Below are 18,947 nucleotides of genomic sequence, written 5' to 3' on the forward strand. Positions count from 1 at the left end.
ATCGTTCTTTATTTGAGACGATAGGTGTTGTTTTTCATATTTATACTAAATTTATTAATGAATAAAATGGATATATCTTCATAAATGATCTAAAAATAGGTTTTAAAATGATTAATCCAAATATTGTTGTTAAAAATATTGTCAATAAAATACAAATAAATACAGGTATTTCTTTGATTGCTCGTATTTTGGTTGCATATATATTTATTGTTGCAGGGTATGGGAAAATTTCAGGTTATGAAGCAACAGCAGGATATATGGAGGCAATGGGTGTTCCCTCAGCTTTATTGCCATTAACTATTCTGATTGAGCTTGGAGGTGGTCTTGCAATTTTATTCGGTTTTCAAGCACGCTTAGTTGCTTTAGGTTTAGCTTTATTTAGTTTAATGACTGCATTTATATTTCATGGTGGTGCAGAAGATGCTATTAACTTTATGAAGAACCTATCTATTGCGGGTGGCTTATTCTTTGTAGTGTTACAAGGTGCGGGAAAACTAAGTATTGATCATTTAATTGAAAAATAATGATAAGAGTCGTGAAAAAAGGTTTTACTTGTTAAGACCTTTTTATTGCAAAGTTACAATAAGTCAGCGTACTTCAAAGGTGTAATTTGATTAAATAATATACTTAACACTTTAAGAAGAGCAAAATTATATGAAAAAGTTAGGTTTAGTTGTTATTGCAACGACTTTGGTTATGACTGTAAATGCTTGGGCTGGAAAAGATGATCATGTGATTATCCAAGAGGCTGCAAATAATCATGTTCAAGTGATTCAAGCTAAAAAATTAGCAGATGAGACTGCTGTAACTTTAACAGGAACATTGGTTAAAAAAATTGATGCTGAAACGTTTGAACTTAAAGATGCTACAGGTACAATTTTATTAGAAATTGATGATGATATTTCAAGAGTAACACCCATTAAAGTCGGCGATAAAGTGAAAGTAGTCGGTGAGGTAGATACACATCGCTATAAACCAACAGATATCGAAGTGGTACATTTAGAGAAAATTACCCCTTAAAGTATGAAATAGTTGAGGTATTTTTCATTATATATGTTTGAAAAATACCTTTTTATTTAGCTTGTCCGAATAGTGTGCGTAGTTGCTTTAAAAATGTTAGAATATCGCGCTTATATTCGTTGCCTGCTATAGTTGTTTGCCATGACTACCAATACCCAAATTACTGAAGATCGTATCCTTATCTTGGATTTCGGTTCTCAATATAGCCAGCTTATTGCACGTCGTGTACGTGAAGCTGGTGTTTATTCAGAAATGTACGCATTTGATATGTCTGAAGAAGATATTCGTGCATTTAACCCAAACGGGATCATTCTTTCAGGTGGTCCAGAAAGTGTTTATGAAGCTGGTAGTCCACGTGCCCCTGAAGTTGTATTCAACTTAGGCGTGCCTGTACTTGGTATCTGCTATGGTTTACAAACCATGTCACAACAGCTTGGCGGTAAAGTAGAGCCAGGTGATGTACATGAATTTGGTTATGCAGAAGTCGATATCCAAGTACGTGATAAATTGATTGGTGATTTAGAAGATAGCGCAAATCAATTAAAAGTGTGGATGAGCCACGGCGATAAAGTAACTGCAATTCCTGAAGGATTCCAAGTTACTGCAAGTACGCCAAGTTGCCCATTTGCAATGGTATCTGATGAGGCACGTCGCTTCTACGGTATTCAGTTTCATCCAGAAGTAACGCACACTGCAAAAGGTGCTGAATTACTTTCTAACTTTGTTCACGGTATTTGTGGTTGCCGTAACTTGTGGAACTCTGAAAACATCATCGATTTACGTGTTGAACAACTTCGCGCGCAAATTGGCGATCAAAAAGTATTATTAGGTCTTTCAGGTGGTGTAGATTCATCTGTAGTCGCTGCACTTTTACACCGTGCCATTGGCGATCAATTGACTTGCGTATTCGTAGATAACGGTTTACTTCGTTTGAACGAAGGCGAGCAAGTGATGGACATGTTTGCGAAAAACATGGGTATTCGCGTGATTCGTGCCGATGCTGAAGAGCGTTTCTTAACTGCGCTTAAAGGCGAAGTTGATCCTGAGAAAAAACGTAAAATCATTGGTCGTGAGTTTATTGAAGTATTTGCTGAAGAAGCACGTAAGCTTGATGGCGTAAACTTCCTTGCTCAAGGTACGATTTACCCTGACGTAATCGAATCTGCTGCAACTAAGAATGGTAAAGCACACGTAATTAAATCACACCACAACGTGGGTGGTTTACCAGAAGATTTAGCGTTTGAATTGGTTGAACCAATCCGCGATTTGTTCAAAGACGAAGTACGCCGTTTAGGTACAACTTTAGGTCTTCCATTTGAAATGCTTTACCGTCATCCATTCCCAGGTCCGGGTTTAGGTGTTCGTATTTTAGGTGAAGTGAAAAAAGAATATGCTGACATTTTACGTTTAGCAGATGACATCTTCATGCAAGAACTTCGTGCAAGCGGTTGGTATGACAAAACTGCTCAAGCATTTGCTGTATTCCAACCTGTTAAATCAGTTGGTGTGGTAGGTGATGGTCGTCGTTATGCATGGGTTATTGCACTTCGTGCAGTTGAAACTGTTGACTTCATGACAGCTCGTTTTGCGCACCTTCCATACGACTTAGTAGATAAGATTTCTACTCGTATCATGAATGAAATTGCTGATGTTTCTCGTGTTGTTTATGACGTATCGTCTAAGCCACCAGCAACAATTGAATGGGAGTAAAATCGGGGATTCTAAAAGCGATAGCTTTTAGCCGATTTTATGCCAAGAGCTATGCTCGCGGCAGACCGGGATTTCACGAAGCACTGCTTCGTGCCAGTTTTACGGCAAAGGCTATGCCTGTGCCAGTTAGGGATTTCAAAATGAATATCTTTAACTTCCAATAAAAAAAGGACGCTTAGGCGTCCTTTTTTTATGTATATTTAAATTGTCTAATAATAAGAGAAAGTTATGGGATTTTATCGATGGCTTGTTGATGAGAAAAGGTTGTCTAGTTCAACAGCCTCTAAATATGATTTAGTCATTAAGAATAGAATTTTAGAATGGTTACCAAGTTATGAGTTACCAAAGAATAGCATTGAGTTTGAAGCGCTTAAACAAACTATATATGGGTTGGATATTTACCAAGAAAGAAATCGAATTGGTAATAATATGTATTCATCTGCATTAAATCATTATGGGAATTATCTCAAAGAATATGATTTAAAAGATGAAACTATTTTTAGAAATGATCAAAAGTTTACATCGGAAGCTGAAAAATTAATTAAGGTTAGATTGACCCAAAATAAATTTAGAAAAAGTCTTTTTGATATTTATCCGCATTGTGCTATTTCAGGAATGAATAATGCTTCCTTTCTTATAGCATCTCATATTAAACCTTGGGCTGTAAGTACGGAGTTAGAGAGATTAGATTTCTATAATGGTTTATTGCTAACCCCTAATTATGATCGCCTGTTTGATCGAGGATTTATTTCCTTTCGACCCAGTGGTGAGATTATTGTTTCTAACAAATTAGTAAAAGAAGAAAGAGCATTTTTTAATATACCTAAATCTTTATGTATTCAGTTATCTTTGAAGCATAAAGTTTATTTAGAATATCATGCGGATATGGTATTAAAAAAATAGGGTCTATTCGTTATTTTTTAACTTAGATATTCATGAAGAAATGTATTGAAAATGAATTAAATAACAAAGAATTTTTTTCTGAGAGTGTGGTAATTAATAAAGTGAAATTTTAATGAATTTAGTATTTACTTAACTGGCTTTCATGACCAAATTACAGCCCTGCTGATTTTGCAGAATATAACGCCATATCAGCATGTTTAATTGCATCATCTAAGGTATCTTTATGGTAATCAATGATCGTTATACCTACAGAAATTGTGTAGTAAATAGGTCCCATATTTGGAACGATAACAGGTGTTTGTTCAATTTTTTGACGCAATCTTTCAGCAATTAAATATGCATTTTCTTCTTTTGTGTTGGGAAGTAGGGCAATAAATTCCTCACCACCATAGCGTGCAAACAAATCACTATTACGTAAAACGGTTTTGCAAACATCGGAAATTTTCTTTAATACAGCATCTCCTACATCATGTCCATAATTGTCATTAATCAATTTAAAATGATCGACATCGAAAATGAGTAGAGCCATAGGTTTTTGATCGATTGAATTATCTATAATTGTCGCTTTAGCTCTACGCTCAAAATATCGACGATTATCAATACCAGTCAGCATATCTGTATGTGCCATTAACTCTAAAATTTGGCGGTTAAAACTTTCTAATTTGTGATGTAAAAAAATATTCCGAGATTTATAGGTAGAGCCCCAACTCATAACTAAACTGAAAACTAAAACAGGAGTGTAGCTGAGTAAATATAGAATAAACTGTCCTAATACCTTCTCTGTTGCATAATAAGCACCTACTAGATTAACGATGGTAATCAAGAGTGAAATAATAAGAGCAGGCGTGAAGCGAACCTGAATACATAAGTTTGCTAAAACAATGAAGACAATGGATGAATAAATATAAATAGGAACATTGGGACTATCTGATAAATTGACTAGATAAAACCAAAGCGCTGATGCACCAATAATTGAACAAGGCAAAATGAGGTCAAAAATCTCAACCTTTCGATAATACTTATATAAATATAAGGTTATAGAAGATGCAAATAATGTATAAACTAGTTTATATAAAACAGTAGTAAGTCCTACATCTGCAATTACGAACCAGTCTGCAATACTATATAAAGCATAAGCGACTTGAGCAATTAAGTTGATGTGTAATAAATATTTGAGTTTAAGATCTTTTTGATATTCAAGGTATTCTTGGTCATATTGTTTAGGAATTCGAGCAAGCATAGTCCGTAATGCTTGTCGCACTAATAAGCGAGATTCTTGTTCATATTCTTGATAAATCACTTATTTGCCCCAAAAAAATATAAATATGCAAAAAACGATCAATATATGTTCATTATATAATTGTATATTAATTGTAAATAGTAAATTTTTGAAATAAATAAACTCGATATAAAATGATCAAGTGTAAGTTTTTGTAAAATATTAAGCTTAAATAGTGAGCTGGTTTTTGTTTTTTAGTGGAAATGTGTGGCTCACTCCAAGTATTTAAATTTCATAAATTAAAAATTTGAAAAATCAGTTTTAATGAAAGCATTGTCCTATAAATAATATTCTGCATACTAATTTAATGGTGGGAGTCTATTCAAATTAAGGCTAATATTTCATTCTTATGTAGTTTCTTTATTGATTAAAAGAGAGCCAATCACCTTTGGAATAAGCTTATGACAAATACAAACTATACAGAACTTTCAAAGTCGGATGATTGTGAAAAATTCATTAATCAGTTTATTCAAGATATTCCACTGCGTGATGCAGAAATTGGTCGTGGCACAATCATTAAACGTGCATTACCAAGTCGTCATAAAAGAATGATTGGTGCATGGTGCTTTTTAGACCATGCAGGTCCAGTTAGCTTTCCAGCTGGTGATGGTCTAGATGTGGGTCCACATCCACATATTGGTTTACAGACTTTTACTTGGATGATTGAAGGGACAATGCTGCATAACGATAGCGTTGGTTCAGAACAGTTAATTCGTCCAAAACAAGTTAATTTAATGACAGCAGGTTATGGTATTTCACATACTGAAGTTGCACCAGATACCGAAACGAAAATGCATGCGGCTCAGCTTTGGATTGCATTACCTGATGATAAAATGAATATGGCACCGCGTTTTGATCATTATCCTGAGTTGCCTGTCGTTGAAAAAGATGGTGTTGAATTTACGATATTGGTGGGTGAATTTTTAAATACTACATCTCCAGTTGCGGTACATACAGAGCTTTTGGGTGTGGACTTAGCGGCAAAGGCACCGACAACAACTCGCTTAAAGTTGAATCCTAAATTTGAATATGGATTCATGGCATTAGAAGGGACGGCAACTGTTAATGGGCATGAATTAACTAAAGATAATATGCTGATATTAAATGTTGGTGTAAGTGAAATAGATATTCAAATACATGCTGATTCACGTATTTTATTATTGGGTGGTGAGCCATTTGAATCGCCAATTTTATTGTGGTGGAACTTTGTTGGTCGAACTCAGGAAGAGTTGAAACATGCACGTGAACAATGGATGAATCATGATGTACGTTTTGGTACGATTCCAGATTATCAAGGTTCAAGATTAGAAGCCCCTGTATTCCCAGAAAAGATGCGAGCATCTAAATAGTATAAGGAAGTTAAATATGGCGATCATTGCAAATGCAATAGTTCAGACCTTAACGCAACCATGGTCGGGACAGATCACGAGTGGTAAACACCAACTTATTACAGATAAGCAAGAGTCTTTTGGTGGGCAAGATCAAGGTTTAGCGCCGTATGATTTGTTATGTGCCAGTTTAATTTCATGTACGATGATTACCTTGAGAATGTATGCGCAGCATAAAGGTATAGATTTTGGAAATTTTGTTGTAGAAGCCGACTTTAAAGCGAACAAAGACGGTGAAGAATGGATTGAGCGTCGATTAAGTTTTAAAAATGAGCTTAATGATGAGCTAAAACAAAAGATTTTGGCTATTTGTTCAAAAACACCAGTCACTAAAACTTTGTTGCGATCGGTGGAAATAAAAACAACACTGCTGTAAATTGAGAAGCACTTTCGAGAGAAAGTGCTTTTTTTTAAAGGAAATAAAAACAAAAAAGGAGAGGAAAGATGTTAATCGTACATCACTTAGAACATTCACGTTCATTTCGTATTTTATGGGCTATGGAAGAGCTTGGACTAGAATATAAAATTAAATTTTATAAGCGTTTAGCATCACGTGCAGCACCACCTGAATTAAGGAAAATACATCCTTTAGGAAAAGCCCCAATTCTGACGACCAATGAGGAAACACTTGCAGAATCTGCAATGATTTTAGAATTTTTGCAAGATGAATTTGATGTTGAGCAAAAGTTTAAGCCACAAGAAAAAACAGCATATAGGCAATATCAATATTGGATGCATTATGCGGAAGGTTCGCTTATGCCGTACTTAGTGATGACTTTAGTTATTAATAGTGTGCCAAATCGCGTACCGTTTTTAATCCGTCCTGTTGCTACAAAAATAGTGGATGGAATTAAAAAGAGTTTTGTGAATCCAAGAATTCAGGAGCATATCCAATATTTAGAGGACTATTTATCTCAGCATGAATATTTTGCAGGTGATGCATTTAGTTTTGCAGATGTTCAGATGGGCTTTCCTTTAATTGCTATGCAGGAACGGATAGGGGGAGATCACCCCAATATTGATGCCTTTATTGAGCGGGTTAAAGTTAGACCTGCTTATTTAAGAGCAATTATGCGTGAACAAAATTTAGAGAAATGAATACCCAAGAAAAAAGGATGCTTATGCATCCTTTTTTAGACTTAACGCTTTACTACAATAGAGTCGATACCACTGTGTTGTAAGGTTTGTTGAGCAATTAGCGCTGCATCTTGTGAGTCGTATGGACCAGAAATAACGCGATACCAAATTTCACCACGTTCAGTGGTTTTTATGACATCGGCAGATAAGCCATTTAATATAATTTCAGCTCGGCGGGCATCTGCTGCATCGGGGTCATTATAACTACGTACTTGTAAGATATAGTTTGCTTTTTCTACGGCTTGTTGAGTCGTTAATCCTGTCGCTTCGGAAGCGGGTTGATTATTTGATGGTGCTTCAATAATGACAACAGGATTTTTATCCTTTGTTTCAGGAACAGCTTGTTCAGGAATAGGGGTAACTTGCTGTTGAGGCAATAGATCGTAAAAGCGGTAATCTTTATTGGTTTCTTCGTTGTTTTGTTGAGGTGCAACTTGGTCTTTGGGTTTCACGGGTTCCCAAGGCTTCCACAACAGAAGTGCTACAGCAAAAGAAAGTACAATTAAAATAACCACAAGTGTACCTAGCCAAGAAGGAATTAGTGGCTTTTTAGGTTTGTTGGGTCTTTCTGATACACCACGCTGAGTTTTTCCAAACACGAGGGGAACCTCATTCTTATTTATTACGATAGAACCTATGCCACAGGACTAAGCAAGGCGATGATTTATTCATTTTCTTAATTTGCTTAGTTGTTGATATTACAGAAAAATGTATTTCCTGTAATCTCTTTTTTTTTAAAAGAAAGATCATGTTAAAAACATGATCTTTCATGGAAAGCAATGCTTTGCTTACATGCTCTCAGGAGCAGAAACACCTAATAGCTCTAAACCATTTTTAAGTACTTGCTGAACGTTTACAGATAGCAATAAACGCGCTTGTGTTAATTCAGCATCATCGCCGAGTACTTTATGTTCGTTGTACCAACCATGGAATAATGCAGCAAGCTCTTTTAAGTAATTGCCTACTTGATGTGGTTCATGGCTATTTGCAGCACGGGTCACGATTTCAGGATAAGCTGCAAGCTTAGCTAAAATTTCTGCTTCAGTTTCAAGCTCTAATTTAGCAGCAAATTGACGTGCATTTTCAGTAGAGAATTGAACGCCTGTAGATGCAGCTTTTTCTAACATACGGCAAATACGTGCGTGTGCATATTGAATGTAATACACAGCATTATCTTTACTTTGAGAAACGGCAAGATCTAAGTCAAAGTCAATGTGCTGTTCAGATTTACGCATTACATAGTAGAAGCGCGCAGCATCATTACCAACTTCTTTACGAAGATCGCGTAATGTTACATATTGACCCGAACGAGATGACATTTGAACCATCTCACCGCCACGCCATAAGCTAACGAACTGAACTAAAAGTACAGTGAGTTTTTTAGAGTCATAACCCATTGCATCAATTGCAGCTTTTACACGTGCAATGTAGCCATGGTGATCGGAACCCCAAATATCGATAATATCTGTATAACCACGTTGAAGCTTGTTTAAGTGGTATGCAATGTCAGATGCGAAGTAAGTTGTTTGACCATTACGACGTTTTACAACACGGTCTTTTTCATCGCCAAATTCAGTCGATTTGAACCAGATGTTGCCATCTTTTTCATATAAGAAACCACGTTGATCAAGCGTTTGAAGTGCTTCTTCAATTTTTTCAGTTAATGTTGCTTCACTGAACCATTGGTTAAATGTTACGCCAAACTCACCAAGGTCATCTTTAATATCTTCAATAATAGCTTTTAAAGCTGCTTGATGGAAAACACGGTAGCCTTCGCCAATGAGTGCTTGTGAGTTAAAAATTAGACCATCAATGTGTTTTTCTTTGTCGCCAGACAGAACAACTTTGTTGCCTTCAGCATCTAACTCTGCAGCGTATTGAACATCTTCAGGAACGTCTTTATATACATCTGCAACAGGGCGTACGTGTAAGTCGCCATCTTGATCAATAATGCTTTGTGCGATTTCTTTTACATAGTCGCCTTGGTAAGCATTTTTAGGGAATACAAGTTCTTGACCTGTAAGTTCTAAATAGCGAAGGTACGTCGATGTTGCAAGGATGTCCATTTGACGCCCTGCATCATTGACATAATATTCACGGTCAACTTTTGCACCTGTTGCTTCAAGTAAATTAGCAACAGTCATACCGTATGCAGCACCACGACCATGACCTACGTGTAGGCTTGATGTTGGGTTTGCAGAAACAAATTCAACCTGAATGCGTTTTTCAGCATTGGCTTGTGTACGACCGAATTGATTTTTTTGTGCCTGAATTTGGTCTAAAACAGCGAAGCGTTGATCTGCATTTAAAAAGAAGTTGATAAAGCCAGGACCTGCAATTTCTGCTTTGCTGATATCGGCAACTTCAGGAAGGTTTGCAAGAATTTTTTCAGCTAAATCTCGTGGTTTCATACCAGCAGCTTTAGAACCAATCATCGCAATATTAGATGCGAAATCGCCATGACTTCGATCTTTAGTACGAGTCAAAATGCTTGTATTGTTCCATTCAGATGGGAGTACACCTTCAGCTTGAAGGGATTGCACTGCATGATCGAGCGCTGCTTGTATTGCCGTATTCATAATCAGTCGAAAAAGATGTCGCAGAAAAATAGTAAATATAGCAAATTTCGAGCTCTTTAGGTAAAAGCAATTGTATTGAATGAATATTGTCCGATAATTTTTTTACTTTTTGATGCATTTTTAATGAATTGAGTAGATTGTTAAGCATACGGATGTCAGATGAACAGGTGTTTTGATGAGATATTGGATAGAAAATATATAAAAAGTGAACGACTTTTATTGTATTTGATGAGAGGTATTATTTTTTACTCATGTGCTATGTAATTTAGATTGATAGAAGATGCTACCTAAATAAGATATCAAAACTCCTATTCAGATAGTCGTAATGGGTATTTCTTTGGGAAATGCCAAATTTAATAAAAATAGAAAAAATTATGAAATGACTAAAATATAAAAAATGGTAAAAATTCCTTTTTTTTATGAAAAAATAAATATTTTTAGCTGTTTTTTGAGTAAAACAGAGGTTTTTATATAAAAAATCTATTTTTATTTATTGGCTAAATCATTTGGAAACTATTATCAATTAATTAAATGACATTTTTTTGTGAAATGACGCTAAGCTATAGCAAGTAAATATAGATGGAATAAATTTTCTCAGATTATTTCATTTGATGACCCTCACAATGAGATCGGAAATGACATTAGACCAAACCAAAGCAAAAAAGCCTTTATACATTCCCTATGCAGGTAATACCCTTTTAGAATTGCCCCTTTTGAATAAGGGCTCAGCATTTAGCGACGAAGAGCGTACAACATTTAATTTGAACGGGCTAATCCCGCGTGTTGTTGAAACAATTGAAGAGCAAAGTCAGCGCTCATATCAGCAATATAGTGCATTTGATGAAGCTATTAATAAGCACATCTATTTACGTAATATTCAAGATACCAACGAAACATTGTTCTATCACTTAGTTGAAAATCGTTTAAGTGAAATGTTACCTATTATTTATACACCAACAGTGGGTGAGGCATGTCAGCGTTTTTCTGACATTTATCGTCGTCATCGTGGTGTATTTATTTCATATTCAGATCGTCAGCAAATTGATGAAATTTTACATAATGTAAGTAAAAAGAATGTGAAAGTTATCGTTATCACTGATGGTGAGCGTATTCTTGGTTTAGGTGACCAAGGCATTGGTGGTATGGGTATTCCAATTGGTAAGTTGTCGCTATATACCGCATGTGGTGGTATTAGCCCTGCATATACTTTACCGATTACGATTGATGTCGGAACAAATAACGAAGAGCTTTTAAATGATCCTATTTATATGGGATTAAAGCATCCTCGTATTCGTGGTGAAGAATACTACAATTTTGTTGATGAAATTATTGCAGCCATTCAACGCCGTTGGCCTAATGTTCTAATTCAATTTGAAGACTTTGCTCAAGTTAATGCAATGCCTTTACTAAATAAATATCGTGATAAAGTTTGTTGCTTTAATGATGATATTCAAGGTACAGCAGCAGTTTCAGTGGGTAGTTTAATCGCTGCTTCACGTGCTGCAGGCAAAAAATTAAAAGATCAAATTGTTACTTTTGTGGGTGCAGGTTCTGCTGGTTGTGGTATTGCGGAGCAAATTATTTCGCAGATGGTAGCAGAAGGCTTAACCGATGCGGAAGCACGTAAACGTGTATTTATGGTTGATCGTTTTGGCTTGGTAACACATAAACAACCCGATTTGCTCGACTTCCAAAGTAAGTTGGCACAAAACTATGAAGAGGTTGGGGCGTGGGCATCTTCAGGTGAAATTATTAGCCTATTGGATGTCGTTAAAAATGCCAAGCCAACGGTTTTGATTGGTGTTTCAGGTCAGCCAGGATTATTCACAGAAGAAGTAATTAGAACGCTTGCACAACAGTGTCAACGTCCTATTATTCTTCCATTGTCTAATCCAACATCACGTGTTGAAGCACTTCCATCAGATATTATTCAGTGGACAGAAGGCCGTGCATTAATTGCAACAGGTAGCCCATTTGAACCTGTGCAATATGAAGGTAAAACATTTAATATCTCTCAATGTAATAACTCTTACATTTTCCCTGGTATTGGTTTAGGGGTGTTGGCAGTAAATGCGACTCGAGTAACGGAAAGCATGTTAATGGCATCGAGTAATGCCTTGGCAGATTGTTCTCCAAAATTGCAAGATATTGATGCAGATTTGCTACCAGATTTGAATGAGATTCAAAAAGTATCGAAGTTTATTGCATTTAGAGTTGCAAAAGCTGCCATGGCAGCTGGTGTTGCGCCACTAATTAGTGATGAATTATTGAGTAAGTCGATAGAAGATAATTTCTGGAAACCAGAATATCGAGAATATAAACGAGTTACATATTAAGTAATTTAAAAAAGGAGATTGAAAAGTCTCCTTTTTTTTTGTTAATCTGTATGATATATAAACAATAAAAAGATTGTAAAAGGGTTCTTCTTTGTATTTGTAAGCGATTGAAAAATGCCGTTTATCATATACAATGAGAAATTAATAATAATATTTACTATTATCGAGTTAGATAATGAGTATGGAATCAAAATTTAATATTTATATCTATTTATCGATTTTAATCATTGTATTAATGGTTGTGTCGATTCTAATTCAAGTCTTACTCATGAAGAGAATTTTCTATTTTCAAAGAGATTTTCTAGAAGTAGGAGAAAGTAATAATAGGGCTTCTAAAGACCCTATTGGCATTTCACAACCAATAGCTTCTGATACGTCGAATAACAAAGAGCAAGCTTATATATTTTTAAAAGAGCATACGGCTGCTTCTTTGGAAGAAAGTTCTGTGGTTAAAGCAGAAAAACCTGTCGAATGAAAAACTGAAGAACAGCAAGAGAAAGAGGTAATAAAGCCAAGCAATCATTCAGCTGTAGATACTGAATTTGATAAGCACGCTACGCAAATTTTAGTTTCTACGAGTGGAAATTTTGAGGCAGAAAAAAAGACATCAGTTAAGCCAGGTCTCTATTCACAAAATATAGTGTCTAAAAAGAAACAAAATCAAATTCAGTATAGATCTATTGTTTTAAATCAAAATTCAGTAGAAATTTCTAAAAAAGATAGAGCGAATAAAACAGCTCTAGAGAAAGATGAATTATTTATAGAGTCTATAGATCAAGAGGCAGATAACCATAATGTAGCTCAACAAATAGCTGTGACTTCAGGTGGTGAAAAGACAGTTGTAGATGATCATATCCTTGTTAATCAGCCATTAGATAGTACTGTTATTTCAAATAGTATTGAAAATGTGAATAGTCTTTCGATCAGTGAATTTGTTAAAACAGATTTAGAGCAACAGGAAATAAAGGCCCATTTTTCATCAGAGATAAATTCAGAAAAAATAAATTTGGATCAAAAAGAAGAGCATTCAGAAGATGCGATAGTTAGTAATATAGGAAGTGTCGTATTAAATGAGACTACAGAAATTTCAAAAGATACTGTTTTACAGAACTTAGAAGTTTCATCTCAACATGAGGATATTCTTGCCCATAGCCTTCATATCAAAGCGACATCTGAATTTCCGAATAAAGATGAAGTTCAAGAGTTAATTGGTCTTGAAAAAGTTCTTCAAACGAGCAATGTTTCTGATGACATTGATTCTGAAGTAAAACCACTAAAACAAGAGCAGCCGCGAGCAGAAAAATCAGGATTAGAAGAAAAAATTCATGAACAATCTTTCGTGATTGAAGATAGAGTCTCTAAACCTGAAGAGTTAATTTCCACTATTTCTCAGGCGGATACTCAAATTTTAGTTGAAGCTGAAAAAATGAGTGATAAAGGTGAAATTGTCTTTTTCTCGGGGGTAAATAGCGATTTTTCTCATACAATAAAAAGTGATTCTTTGAATGATATTCTTGTACTGGAAAAAGGTATTCTTCATAATCTTGGGATTAAGCCAGAGTCTACTCATAAGAGCAGTGATATCACTAAAAATAAAACGAATAAGTTAAAGTTATTTGATAATGTTGTAAAAAAACTGACATCTAATAATCAGCAAGAAGTTGATGCTTCTTTAATTCAAAGTCATATTGAAAATGTAGAAAGTGAAGTCTCTTTTGATGGAATCAGAGATACCTATCAGAAAATTTTTAATGAATATAAATAAAAAATTTATAAGGAATAAAACATGAGTCTCTCAAAAAATTCGATCCACATCGTGACCCAAGCGAAAGGTGGTGTTGGTAAATCGTTTATATCAAGAATATTGGTTCAGTATTTACGTGAATATATGAAAGTATTTTGTTTTGATGCAGATCCACTTAATGATGGATTAGTTGCATTTAAAGGTCTAGAAGCACATAAATTGGGACTTAAAATGCTCAATGGTAATTTTGATTCTCGGGCTTATTACGATCCTTTATTTGAAACAATTTTATTAAATGACTGTGCTTTTTTAATTGATAGTGGTGCAAGTACGCATATTAATTTTATTAGCTATATTAAGGGTAGTGATATTCTCAATTTGTTCAAAGAAAATAACCGAGATATCGTATTCCATATTCCTCTTTCTGGAACAGTAGATTTTAATGATTGCTATAAAGAGCTATTAAAATTATCAGAGATTCTTCCTGAAAATAAAATTGTGATTTGGGAAAACTCATTTAATGGGGATGTAGATAAAAGCTATAGAAATGATGCGCAATTTAAAGCATTAACAAATGTGTTGGGTATTGTTGAATTAGAAAATCTGCAAGGTGCACCATTGTTACAAGATATTGAACTTATGCATAAGCAAAATTTAATATTTAGCGAAGTAGATGCAAATCTAAATTATTTTGGTGCCATTATTCGTAGACGTTTATCTCTTTATAAACATTTTGTTTTTGATCAATTAGATGAAGTTTTTAATGTGAAACACTAAATTTTGAATAAAAAAACAGCACATTAGGTGCTGTTTTTTTATGTCTTGGATTAGTTTTCTAAGATAGTTTCTAGTAAGTTTTCACTTGGGGCAAAATAATAAGCCCCATCTTTAGGTGTAACAAAATGAAGAAGACGGTCGTGAATACCATCACCACTTGTACCAAACATGCGTAAAAGCATTGAGTCTATAATCGACAGATTGTTGGTGTAGGCAATGAAGAATAAGCCTTGATCACCTTTACCATCACCATAAGGAAGAGAATGACGTAAAATTGCCATTTCCTCTCCATCATCATCTTCTACAACGGTACGAGAAACGTGTGAATTTTCAGGTTGAATATCATCATCAAGTTCAATGCTCTCTAGTTTTGTGCGACCAATAACATGTTCTTGAGCATCAACTTTTAGTTTTTTCCACTTTTCCAAATCATGAGCATAGCGTTGCGCAAAAATAAAAGAACCATCAGCAAATTCATTCTCACCCGAAAGTAAAGCCGTTTCTGCTCGATCATCAGGGAATTGTGGGTTTTCAGTACCATCAATAAAACCAGTTAAATCTCGACCATCAAATTGGCGGAAGCAAACACGTTCATCTAATACTTCAACGTTGTTTTGAATGCCATCGAAGAATGATTGGCTCAAGGTGAAACATAAATCGGCACGTTGTGCTGCAATGTGAATAATGACATCGGCAGGAATAACAGGCATTTCAAATGAGCCATGAATAGGGGCTAATTGTTTAAAGCCTTCAGGTCGTTTTGAATAAAGTTGATCCCAAAGCTCAGGACCAAACGCGACTGCGGTTTTAATATCTGCATGTGGATGTTGGCTGATCAGGCGATCACGTGTCGAAATTAAATTTTCAATACTTTCTTTTAATTCTGAAATGCTTGAATCTTTTAAACGTAAAACAATAAAACGGGCATGATCTGATGGTAATGGCAAAATTACAGATTGGGCGGTCATTCATGGCTCCTAAATATTTTATCTTTCTTGCAGACTTGGCTTATTGTGCCTGATGGGCAAAGCTCTGAATAGTATAAAACAAATAATTCATGATTGAATTTTAAAGCTATGAAAAGTGTAATAGTTCTATAATGCCTTGATTTTATTTTATTCGGTTCAATCATGTCCTATCAAATGTGGATTGCTTTCATGCTTGCATGTTGGGTAATTAGTATTTCTCCGGGTGCAGGTGCTATTGCATCTATGTCGAGTGGATTGAATTATGGCTTTCGTCATGGTTATTGGAATGTATTGGGGTTGCAACTGGCATTATTGGTTCAAATTGCTGTTGTGGCTGCTGGTGTAGGGGTTTTATTTGCCACAAGTCCTTGGGCATTTTTTATTGTGAAGTGGTTTGGTGTTGCCTATTTGCTATATCTTGCCTATTTACAGTGGAATGCGCCAGTTCAGTCAATAGATATTCAAAATGATTTACCAAACAAGTCGCGTACTCAACTTGTCTTATATGGTTTCTTGGTCAATATGAGTAATCCCAAAGCAATAGTTTTCTTATTGGCGGTATTACCTCAGTTCTTGGACTTATCAAAACCGCAATGGTTGCAATATGTCATTATGACTATGACTATGATTAGTATCGATTTGATTGTTATGGCTGGTTATACAGGTTTAGCTGCTAAAGTATTAAGAATGTTGAAATCTGCTAAACAGCAAAAAATAATGAATCGTACCTTTGCTATTTTATTTACATGTGCGGCAAGTCTATTGAGCTTTGTACATCAATAAATGTTAAGGCGTTTCTAGTTGTATTATTTATGGAGATTAAAAAAAAGGCAAAAAGATTTGACATTTTAAATAAGTGTGATATAGTTCTCATTATAAGAAGTAGACAATAAACAACTCCACAAGTTTTGCATTTTCAGACTCCTTCGCTCCCCCAAGTGATGGAGTCTCTTTTTATGTGTGATATTTAAAAATTAATCCCAAAAAAACCATCAAAAATGATGGTTTTTACTTAAACTATTTTTTTAAATTAATCTTTTAACTTTTTGAATAATAAATATTATGGCAAAAAGAATAGACATCGTTAAAACAATGCTTAATCCTGTTGAAATATCTAAACCTGCGCTTGACCATAAACCAACACTTACACCAATTTGTGCGATGACAAATGCCCAAATGACCATTTGCTTTGGAGAGTGAGAGAGTAGGCGAGCAGTGAGTGCTGGAATGACAAGTAATGCACCCATCAGTAAAGAGCCAACTGCACGTAAAGCTAATACTGTAAATAATGCAAGTAAAAGCATAAAGATTAGACGCTGCCAATGTGCATTTACACCTTCGCTCATTGCAATATCAGGATCTATTGCAATTTGAATTTGTGCGGTCCAGTATTTATATAAAACTGCGAGAGCAACGGCAATAACAATTGCAAATACAGGTAAGTCTGCCCAAGAAATTTGTAAAAGATCGCCAAATAAATAGCTTAATAATTCTGGGCGTAGCGTTGGTAAATATTGAATGAGCAATAAACCAGAGCATAAAAGTGTAGCTGAGCAGAGTGCCAGAAGTGCATCATTCGGGAGTCGTGGGTCGTGTAGTACCCATAAAATAGCGACCAATAATAATGCTAAAAATGTAACACCAACCCATAGAGGCAAACTTAAAATACCTGCAACAGCAACACCTAATAATGTTCCATGGGCCATAGTATCTGCGAAAAAAGACATGCGACGCCAAAGCATTAGACAGCCTAATGGTGCAGTTAAAAACACAAGTAATGTGCCCATTGTCCATGCTGGTAATAGCAGTTGTAACCATTCCATCATGGCTTAAGCTTCCGGTTCTGGGTGAATGTGTGGGCGTGAGTCATGTTCGCACGTGGTCGCGGTATCACCATGAGCACAATGGTTATGGTGATGTTGATAGAACACACGATTTGTACCGAAAATGGCTTGGTAAGCTGGATCTTGCTGAATATTTTCAGGTAAACCACTACAGCAAATATGTTTGTTTAAGCATACAACACGTTGTGTACCTTGCATAACCCATTGTAAATCATGTGAAACAATCAGTATCGAGCAACCGTATTTTTCAGGAAGGCTACGAACATAATCATAAAGTTCTGCTTCAGACTGAATATCTAAACCCTGCATGGGTTCATCTAAAACTAAAACATTGGGTTGTCTGAGTAAGGCGCGTGCTAATAACACTCGTTGACGCTCACCACCTGAAAGTTGTTGAACCCTTGAGTTTTCTAGCTTTGAAATGCCTGTGTCTTGAATAATTTGCGCTTTAATATCTTTTGGGCAAACTTCAAGATCGAGTAAGTCTTTTACTCGTAAAGGTAAGCTATGGGAAGGATTGAATTTTTGGGGTACATAAGAAAATTTAAGATTCGATTTCGCGTGAATACTGCCTGATTTTGGTTTCACAATGCCAAGTAAAACCTTAATAAGCGTAGATTTCCCTGCACCATTGGGTCCAATTAGCGTGACAATTTCACGGTCGTATAGTGTGAAATCGACATTTTTTAAAATTTCTCTATCATCTATATGAACAAAAATATTTTTAAGTTCAATGACTGGACTTTCAGTTATTGCTTGTGGCTGCACTGATGACAAACTCCAGAGATTTCAATAATACTATGCTGCGCTATAAAGTTGTCTGCAGCAGATAAGGTCGCAAGTTGTTGTAATAAACCTTGAGCAGAAGCTTCTGTAACAGATTTACATTCTGTGCAAATTAAAAATGCAGCCTGATGTCCTTCGCGAGGATGACAGCAAGGAATATAGGCATTAATAGATGTCAGGCGATGAATAAGCCCTTTTTCTAATAAAAAATCTAAAGTCCGATAAACGGTAGGTGGGGCAGCAGGGCGTTCTGAACCATTTTTTAAATTTGCTAAAAGGTCATAGGCACCAACAGGACCTGACGCAGAAAGTATGAGTTCTAATACTTGTTTGCGTAAGGGTGTGAGGCGTGCTCCTGTTGCAACACAAAGACTTTCAGCATCTGCTAGACGTTGATCAATATTGTGATGACCATGTACGCCGTGTAAAGTATCGTGATGTTCATGAGAACATGAGCCCATAGCAACCTCATAGAT

The 18,947-nt window shown here is 35.5% G+C and carries 19 protein-coding genes; 12 read left to right on the forward strand and 7 right to left on the reverse strand.

Going from position 1 to position 18,947, the window contains the following annotated elements; genetic code table 11:
* Positions 1 to 107 precede the first annotated feature (107 nt).
* The 4 genes from AC5YC8_RS11005 to AC5YC8_RS11020 all read left to right on the forward strand — a co-directional run bounded on the left by AC5YC8_RS11005 (position 108) and on the right by AC5YC8_RS11020 (position 3,633).
* The gene (locus AC5YC8_RS11005) at positions 108 to 524 is read left to right on the forward strand and encodes a DoxX family protein (protein ID WP_496118828.1); all 417 of its coding nucleotides are present in this window, start codon (positions 108 to 110) and stop codon (positions 522 to 524) included.
* Positions 525 to 654: 130 nt separating this feature from the next.
* Positions 655 to 1,020: a NirD/YgiW/YdeI family stress tolerance protein gene (locus AC5YC8_RS11010; protein WP_496118830.1), complete on the forward strand. Its 366-nt coding sequence runs from the start codon at positions 655 to 657 to the stop codon at positions 1,018 to 1,020.
* A gap of 141 nt (positions 1,021 to 1,161) precedes the next feature.
* Positions 1,162 to 2,730: a glutamine-hydrolyzing GMP synthase gene (gene guaA / locus AC5YC8_RS11015; RefSeq protein WP_496164558.1), complete on the forward strand. Its 1,569-nt coding sequence runs from the start codon at positions 1,162 to 1,164 to the stop codon at positions 2,728 to 2,730.
* 228 nt (positions 2,731 to 2,958) lie between these two features.
* A complete protein-coding gene (locus tag AC5YC8_RS11020; protein WP_496164559.1) occupies positions 2,959 to 3,633 on the forward strand; it encodes an HNH endonuclease in 675 nt (224 codons plus the stop codon).
* Positions 3,634 to 3,784: 151 nt separating this feature from the next.
* Here AC5YC8_RS11020 and AC5YC8_RS11025 read toward each other — a convergent pair whose 3' ends face one another.
* Positions 3,785 to 4,933, reverse strand: a complete 1,149-nt coding sequence (locus tag AC5YC8_RS11025; protein ID WP_496164560.1) for a GGDEF domain-containing protein — start codon at positions 4,931 to 4,933, stop codon at positions 3,785 to 3,787.
* Positions 4,934 to 5,313: 380 nt separating this feature from the next.
* Here AC5YC8_RS11025 and AC5YC8_RS11030 point away from each other — a divergent pair, with 380 nt between their 5' ends.
* From AC5YC8_RS11030 to AC5YC8_RS11040, 3 genes are all read left to right on the forward strand, one after another.
* Positions 5,314 to 6,261: a pirin family protein gene (locus tag AC5YC8_RS11030; protein WP_496164561.1), complete on the forward strand. Its 948-nt coding sequence runs from the start codon at positions 5,314 to 5,316 to the stop codon at positions 6,259 to 6,261.
* A 16-nt stretch (positions 6,262 to 6,277) separates the two neighbouring features.
* On the forward strand, positions 6,278 to 6,676 hold the full coding sequence (locus AC5YC8_RS11035; protein ID WP_496164562.1) for an OsmC family protein: 399 nt from the start codon (positions 6,278 to 6,280) through the stop codon (positions 6,674 to 6,676).
* Positions 6,677 to 6,744: 68 nt separating this feature from the next.
* Positions 6,745 to 7,398: a glutathione S-transferase gene (locus tag AC5YC8_RS11040; RefSeq protein WP_496164563.1), complete on the forward strand. Its 654-nt coding sequence runs from the start codon at positions 6,745 to 6,747 to the stop codon at positions 7,396 to 7,398.
* Between the two features lie 41 nt (positions 7,399 to 7,439).
* Here AC5YC8_RS11040 and AC5YC8_RS11045 read toward each other — a convergent pair whose 3' ends face one another.
* Both AC5YC8_RS11045 and argS read right to left on the reverse strand, forming a co-directional pair.
* Positions 7,440 to 8,036, reverse strand: a complete 597-nt coding sequence (locus tag AC5YC8_RS11045; protein ID WP_496164564.1) for an SPOR domain-containing protein — start codon at positions 8,034 to 8,036, stop codon at positions 7,440 to 7,442.
* A 189-nt stretch (positions 8,037 to 8,225) separates the two neighbouring features.
* On the reverse strand, positions 8,226 to 10,016 hold the full coding sequence (argS, locus tag AC5YC8_RS11050; protein WP_496164565.1) for an arginine--tRNA ligase: 1,791 nt from the start codon (positions 10,014 to 10,016) through the stop codon (positions 8,226 to 8,228).
* A 635-nt stretch (positions 10,017 to 10,651) separates the two neighbouring features.
* On the opposite strand from argS, the gene AC5YC8_RS11055 reads away from it, so the two are divergent.
* From AC5YC8_RS11055 to AC5YC8_RS11070, 4 genes are all read left to right on the forward strand, one after another.
* Positions 10,652 to 12,352 (forward strand): NAD-dependent malic enzyme, encoded by a 1,701-nt coding sequence (locus AC5YC8_RS11055; protein ID WP_496164566.1) that lies wholly within the window; start codon positions 10,652 to 10,654, stop codon positions 12,350 to 12,352.
* A 181-nt stretch (positions 12,353 to 12,533) separates the two neighbouring features.
* A complete protein-coding gene (locus tag AC5YC8_RS11060) occupies positions 12,534 to 12,827 on the forward strand; it encodes a hypothetical protein (RefSeq protein ID WP_496164567.1) in 294 nt (97 codons plus the stop codon).
* 165 nt (positions 12,828 to 12,992) lie between these two features.
* On the forward strand, positions 12,993 to 14,117 hold the full coding sequence (locus AC5YC8_RS11065; RefSeq protein ID WP_496164568.1) for a hypothetical protein: 1,125 nt from the start codon (positions 12,993 to 12,995) through the stop codon (positions 14,115 to 14,117).
* Between the two features lie 21 nt (positions 14,118 to 14,138).
* Positions 14,139 to 14,873 carry a nucleotide-binding protein gene (locus tag AC5YC8_RS11070; RefSeq protein WP_496164570.1) on the forward strand — a complete coding sequence of 245 codons (735 nt, stop codon included), beginning with the start codon at positions 14,139 to 14,141 and terminating at the stop codon, positions 14,871 to 14,873.
* 50 nt (positions 14,874 to 14,923) lie between these two features.
* Here the strand turns inward: AC5YC8_RS11070 and AC5YC8_RS11075 are convergent, their stop codons facing one another.
* Positions 14,924 to 15,841 (reverse strand): Dyp-type peroxidase, encoded by a 918-nt coding sequence (locus AC5YC8_RS11075; protein WP_496164571.1) that lies wholly within the window; start codon positions 15,839 to 15,841, stop codon positions 14,924 to 14,926.
* Between the two features lie 162 nt (positions 15,842 to 16,003).
* Here AC5YC8_RS11075 and AC5YC8_RS11080 point away from each other — a divergent pair, with 162 nt between their 5' ends.
* The gene (locus AC5YC8_RS11080; protein WP_496118862.1) at positions 16,004 to 16,624 is read left to right on the forward strand and encodes a LysE family transporter; all 621 of its coding nucleotides are present in this window, start codon (positions 16,004 to 16,006) and stop codon (positions 16,622 to 16,624) included.
* A gap of 242 nt (positions 16,625 to 16,866) precedes the next feature.
* Here the strand turns inward: AC5YC8_RS11080 and znuB are convergent, their stop codons facing one another.
* Genes znuB through AC5YC8_RS11095 form a run of 3 tightly spaced genes read right to left on the reverse strand, consistent with a single transcriptional unit; the run spans position 16,867 to position 18,932 of the window.
* Positions 16,867 to 17,667, reverse strand: coding sequence for a zinc ABC transporter permease subunit ZnuB (znuB, locus tag AC5YC8_RS11085; RefSeq protein ID WP_496118864.1), 801 nt, complete (start codon positions 17,665 to 17,667; stop codon positions 16,867 to 16,869).
* 3 nt (positions 17,668 to 17,670) lie between these two features.
* Positions 17,671 to 18,453 (reverse strand): zinc ABC transporter ATP-binding protein ZnuC, encoded by a 783-nt coding sequence (znuC, locus tag AC5YC8_RS11090; protein WP_496164573.1) that lies wholly within the window; start codon positions 18,451 to 18,453, stop codon positions 17,671 to 17,673.
* Positions 18,435 to 18,932, reverse strand: coding sequence for a transcriptional repressor (locus AC5YC8_RS11095; RefSeq protein WP_496118867.1), 498 nt, complete (start codon positions 18,930 to 18,932; stop codon positions 18,435 to 18,437). The genes znuC and AC5YC8_RS11095 overlap by 19 nt, the downstream gene beginning before the upstream one ends.
* Between the last annotated feature and the right edge of the window lie 15 nt (positions 18,933 to 18,947).

Source organism: Acinetobacter sp. FY731 (genome assembly GCF_059515905.1).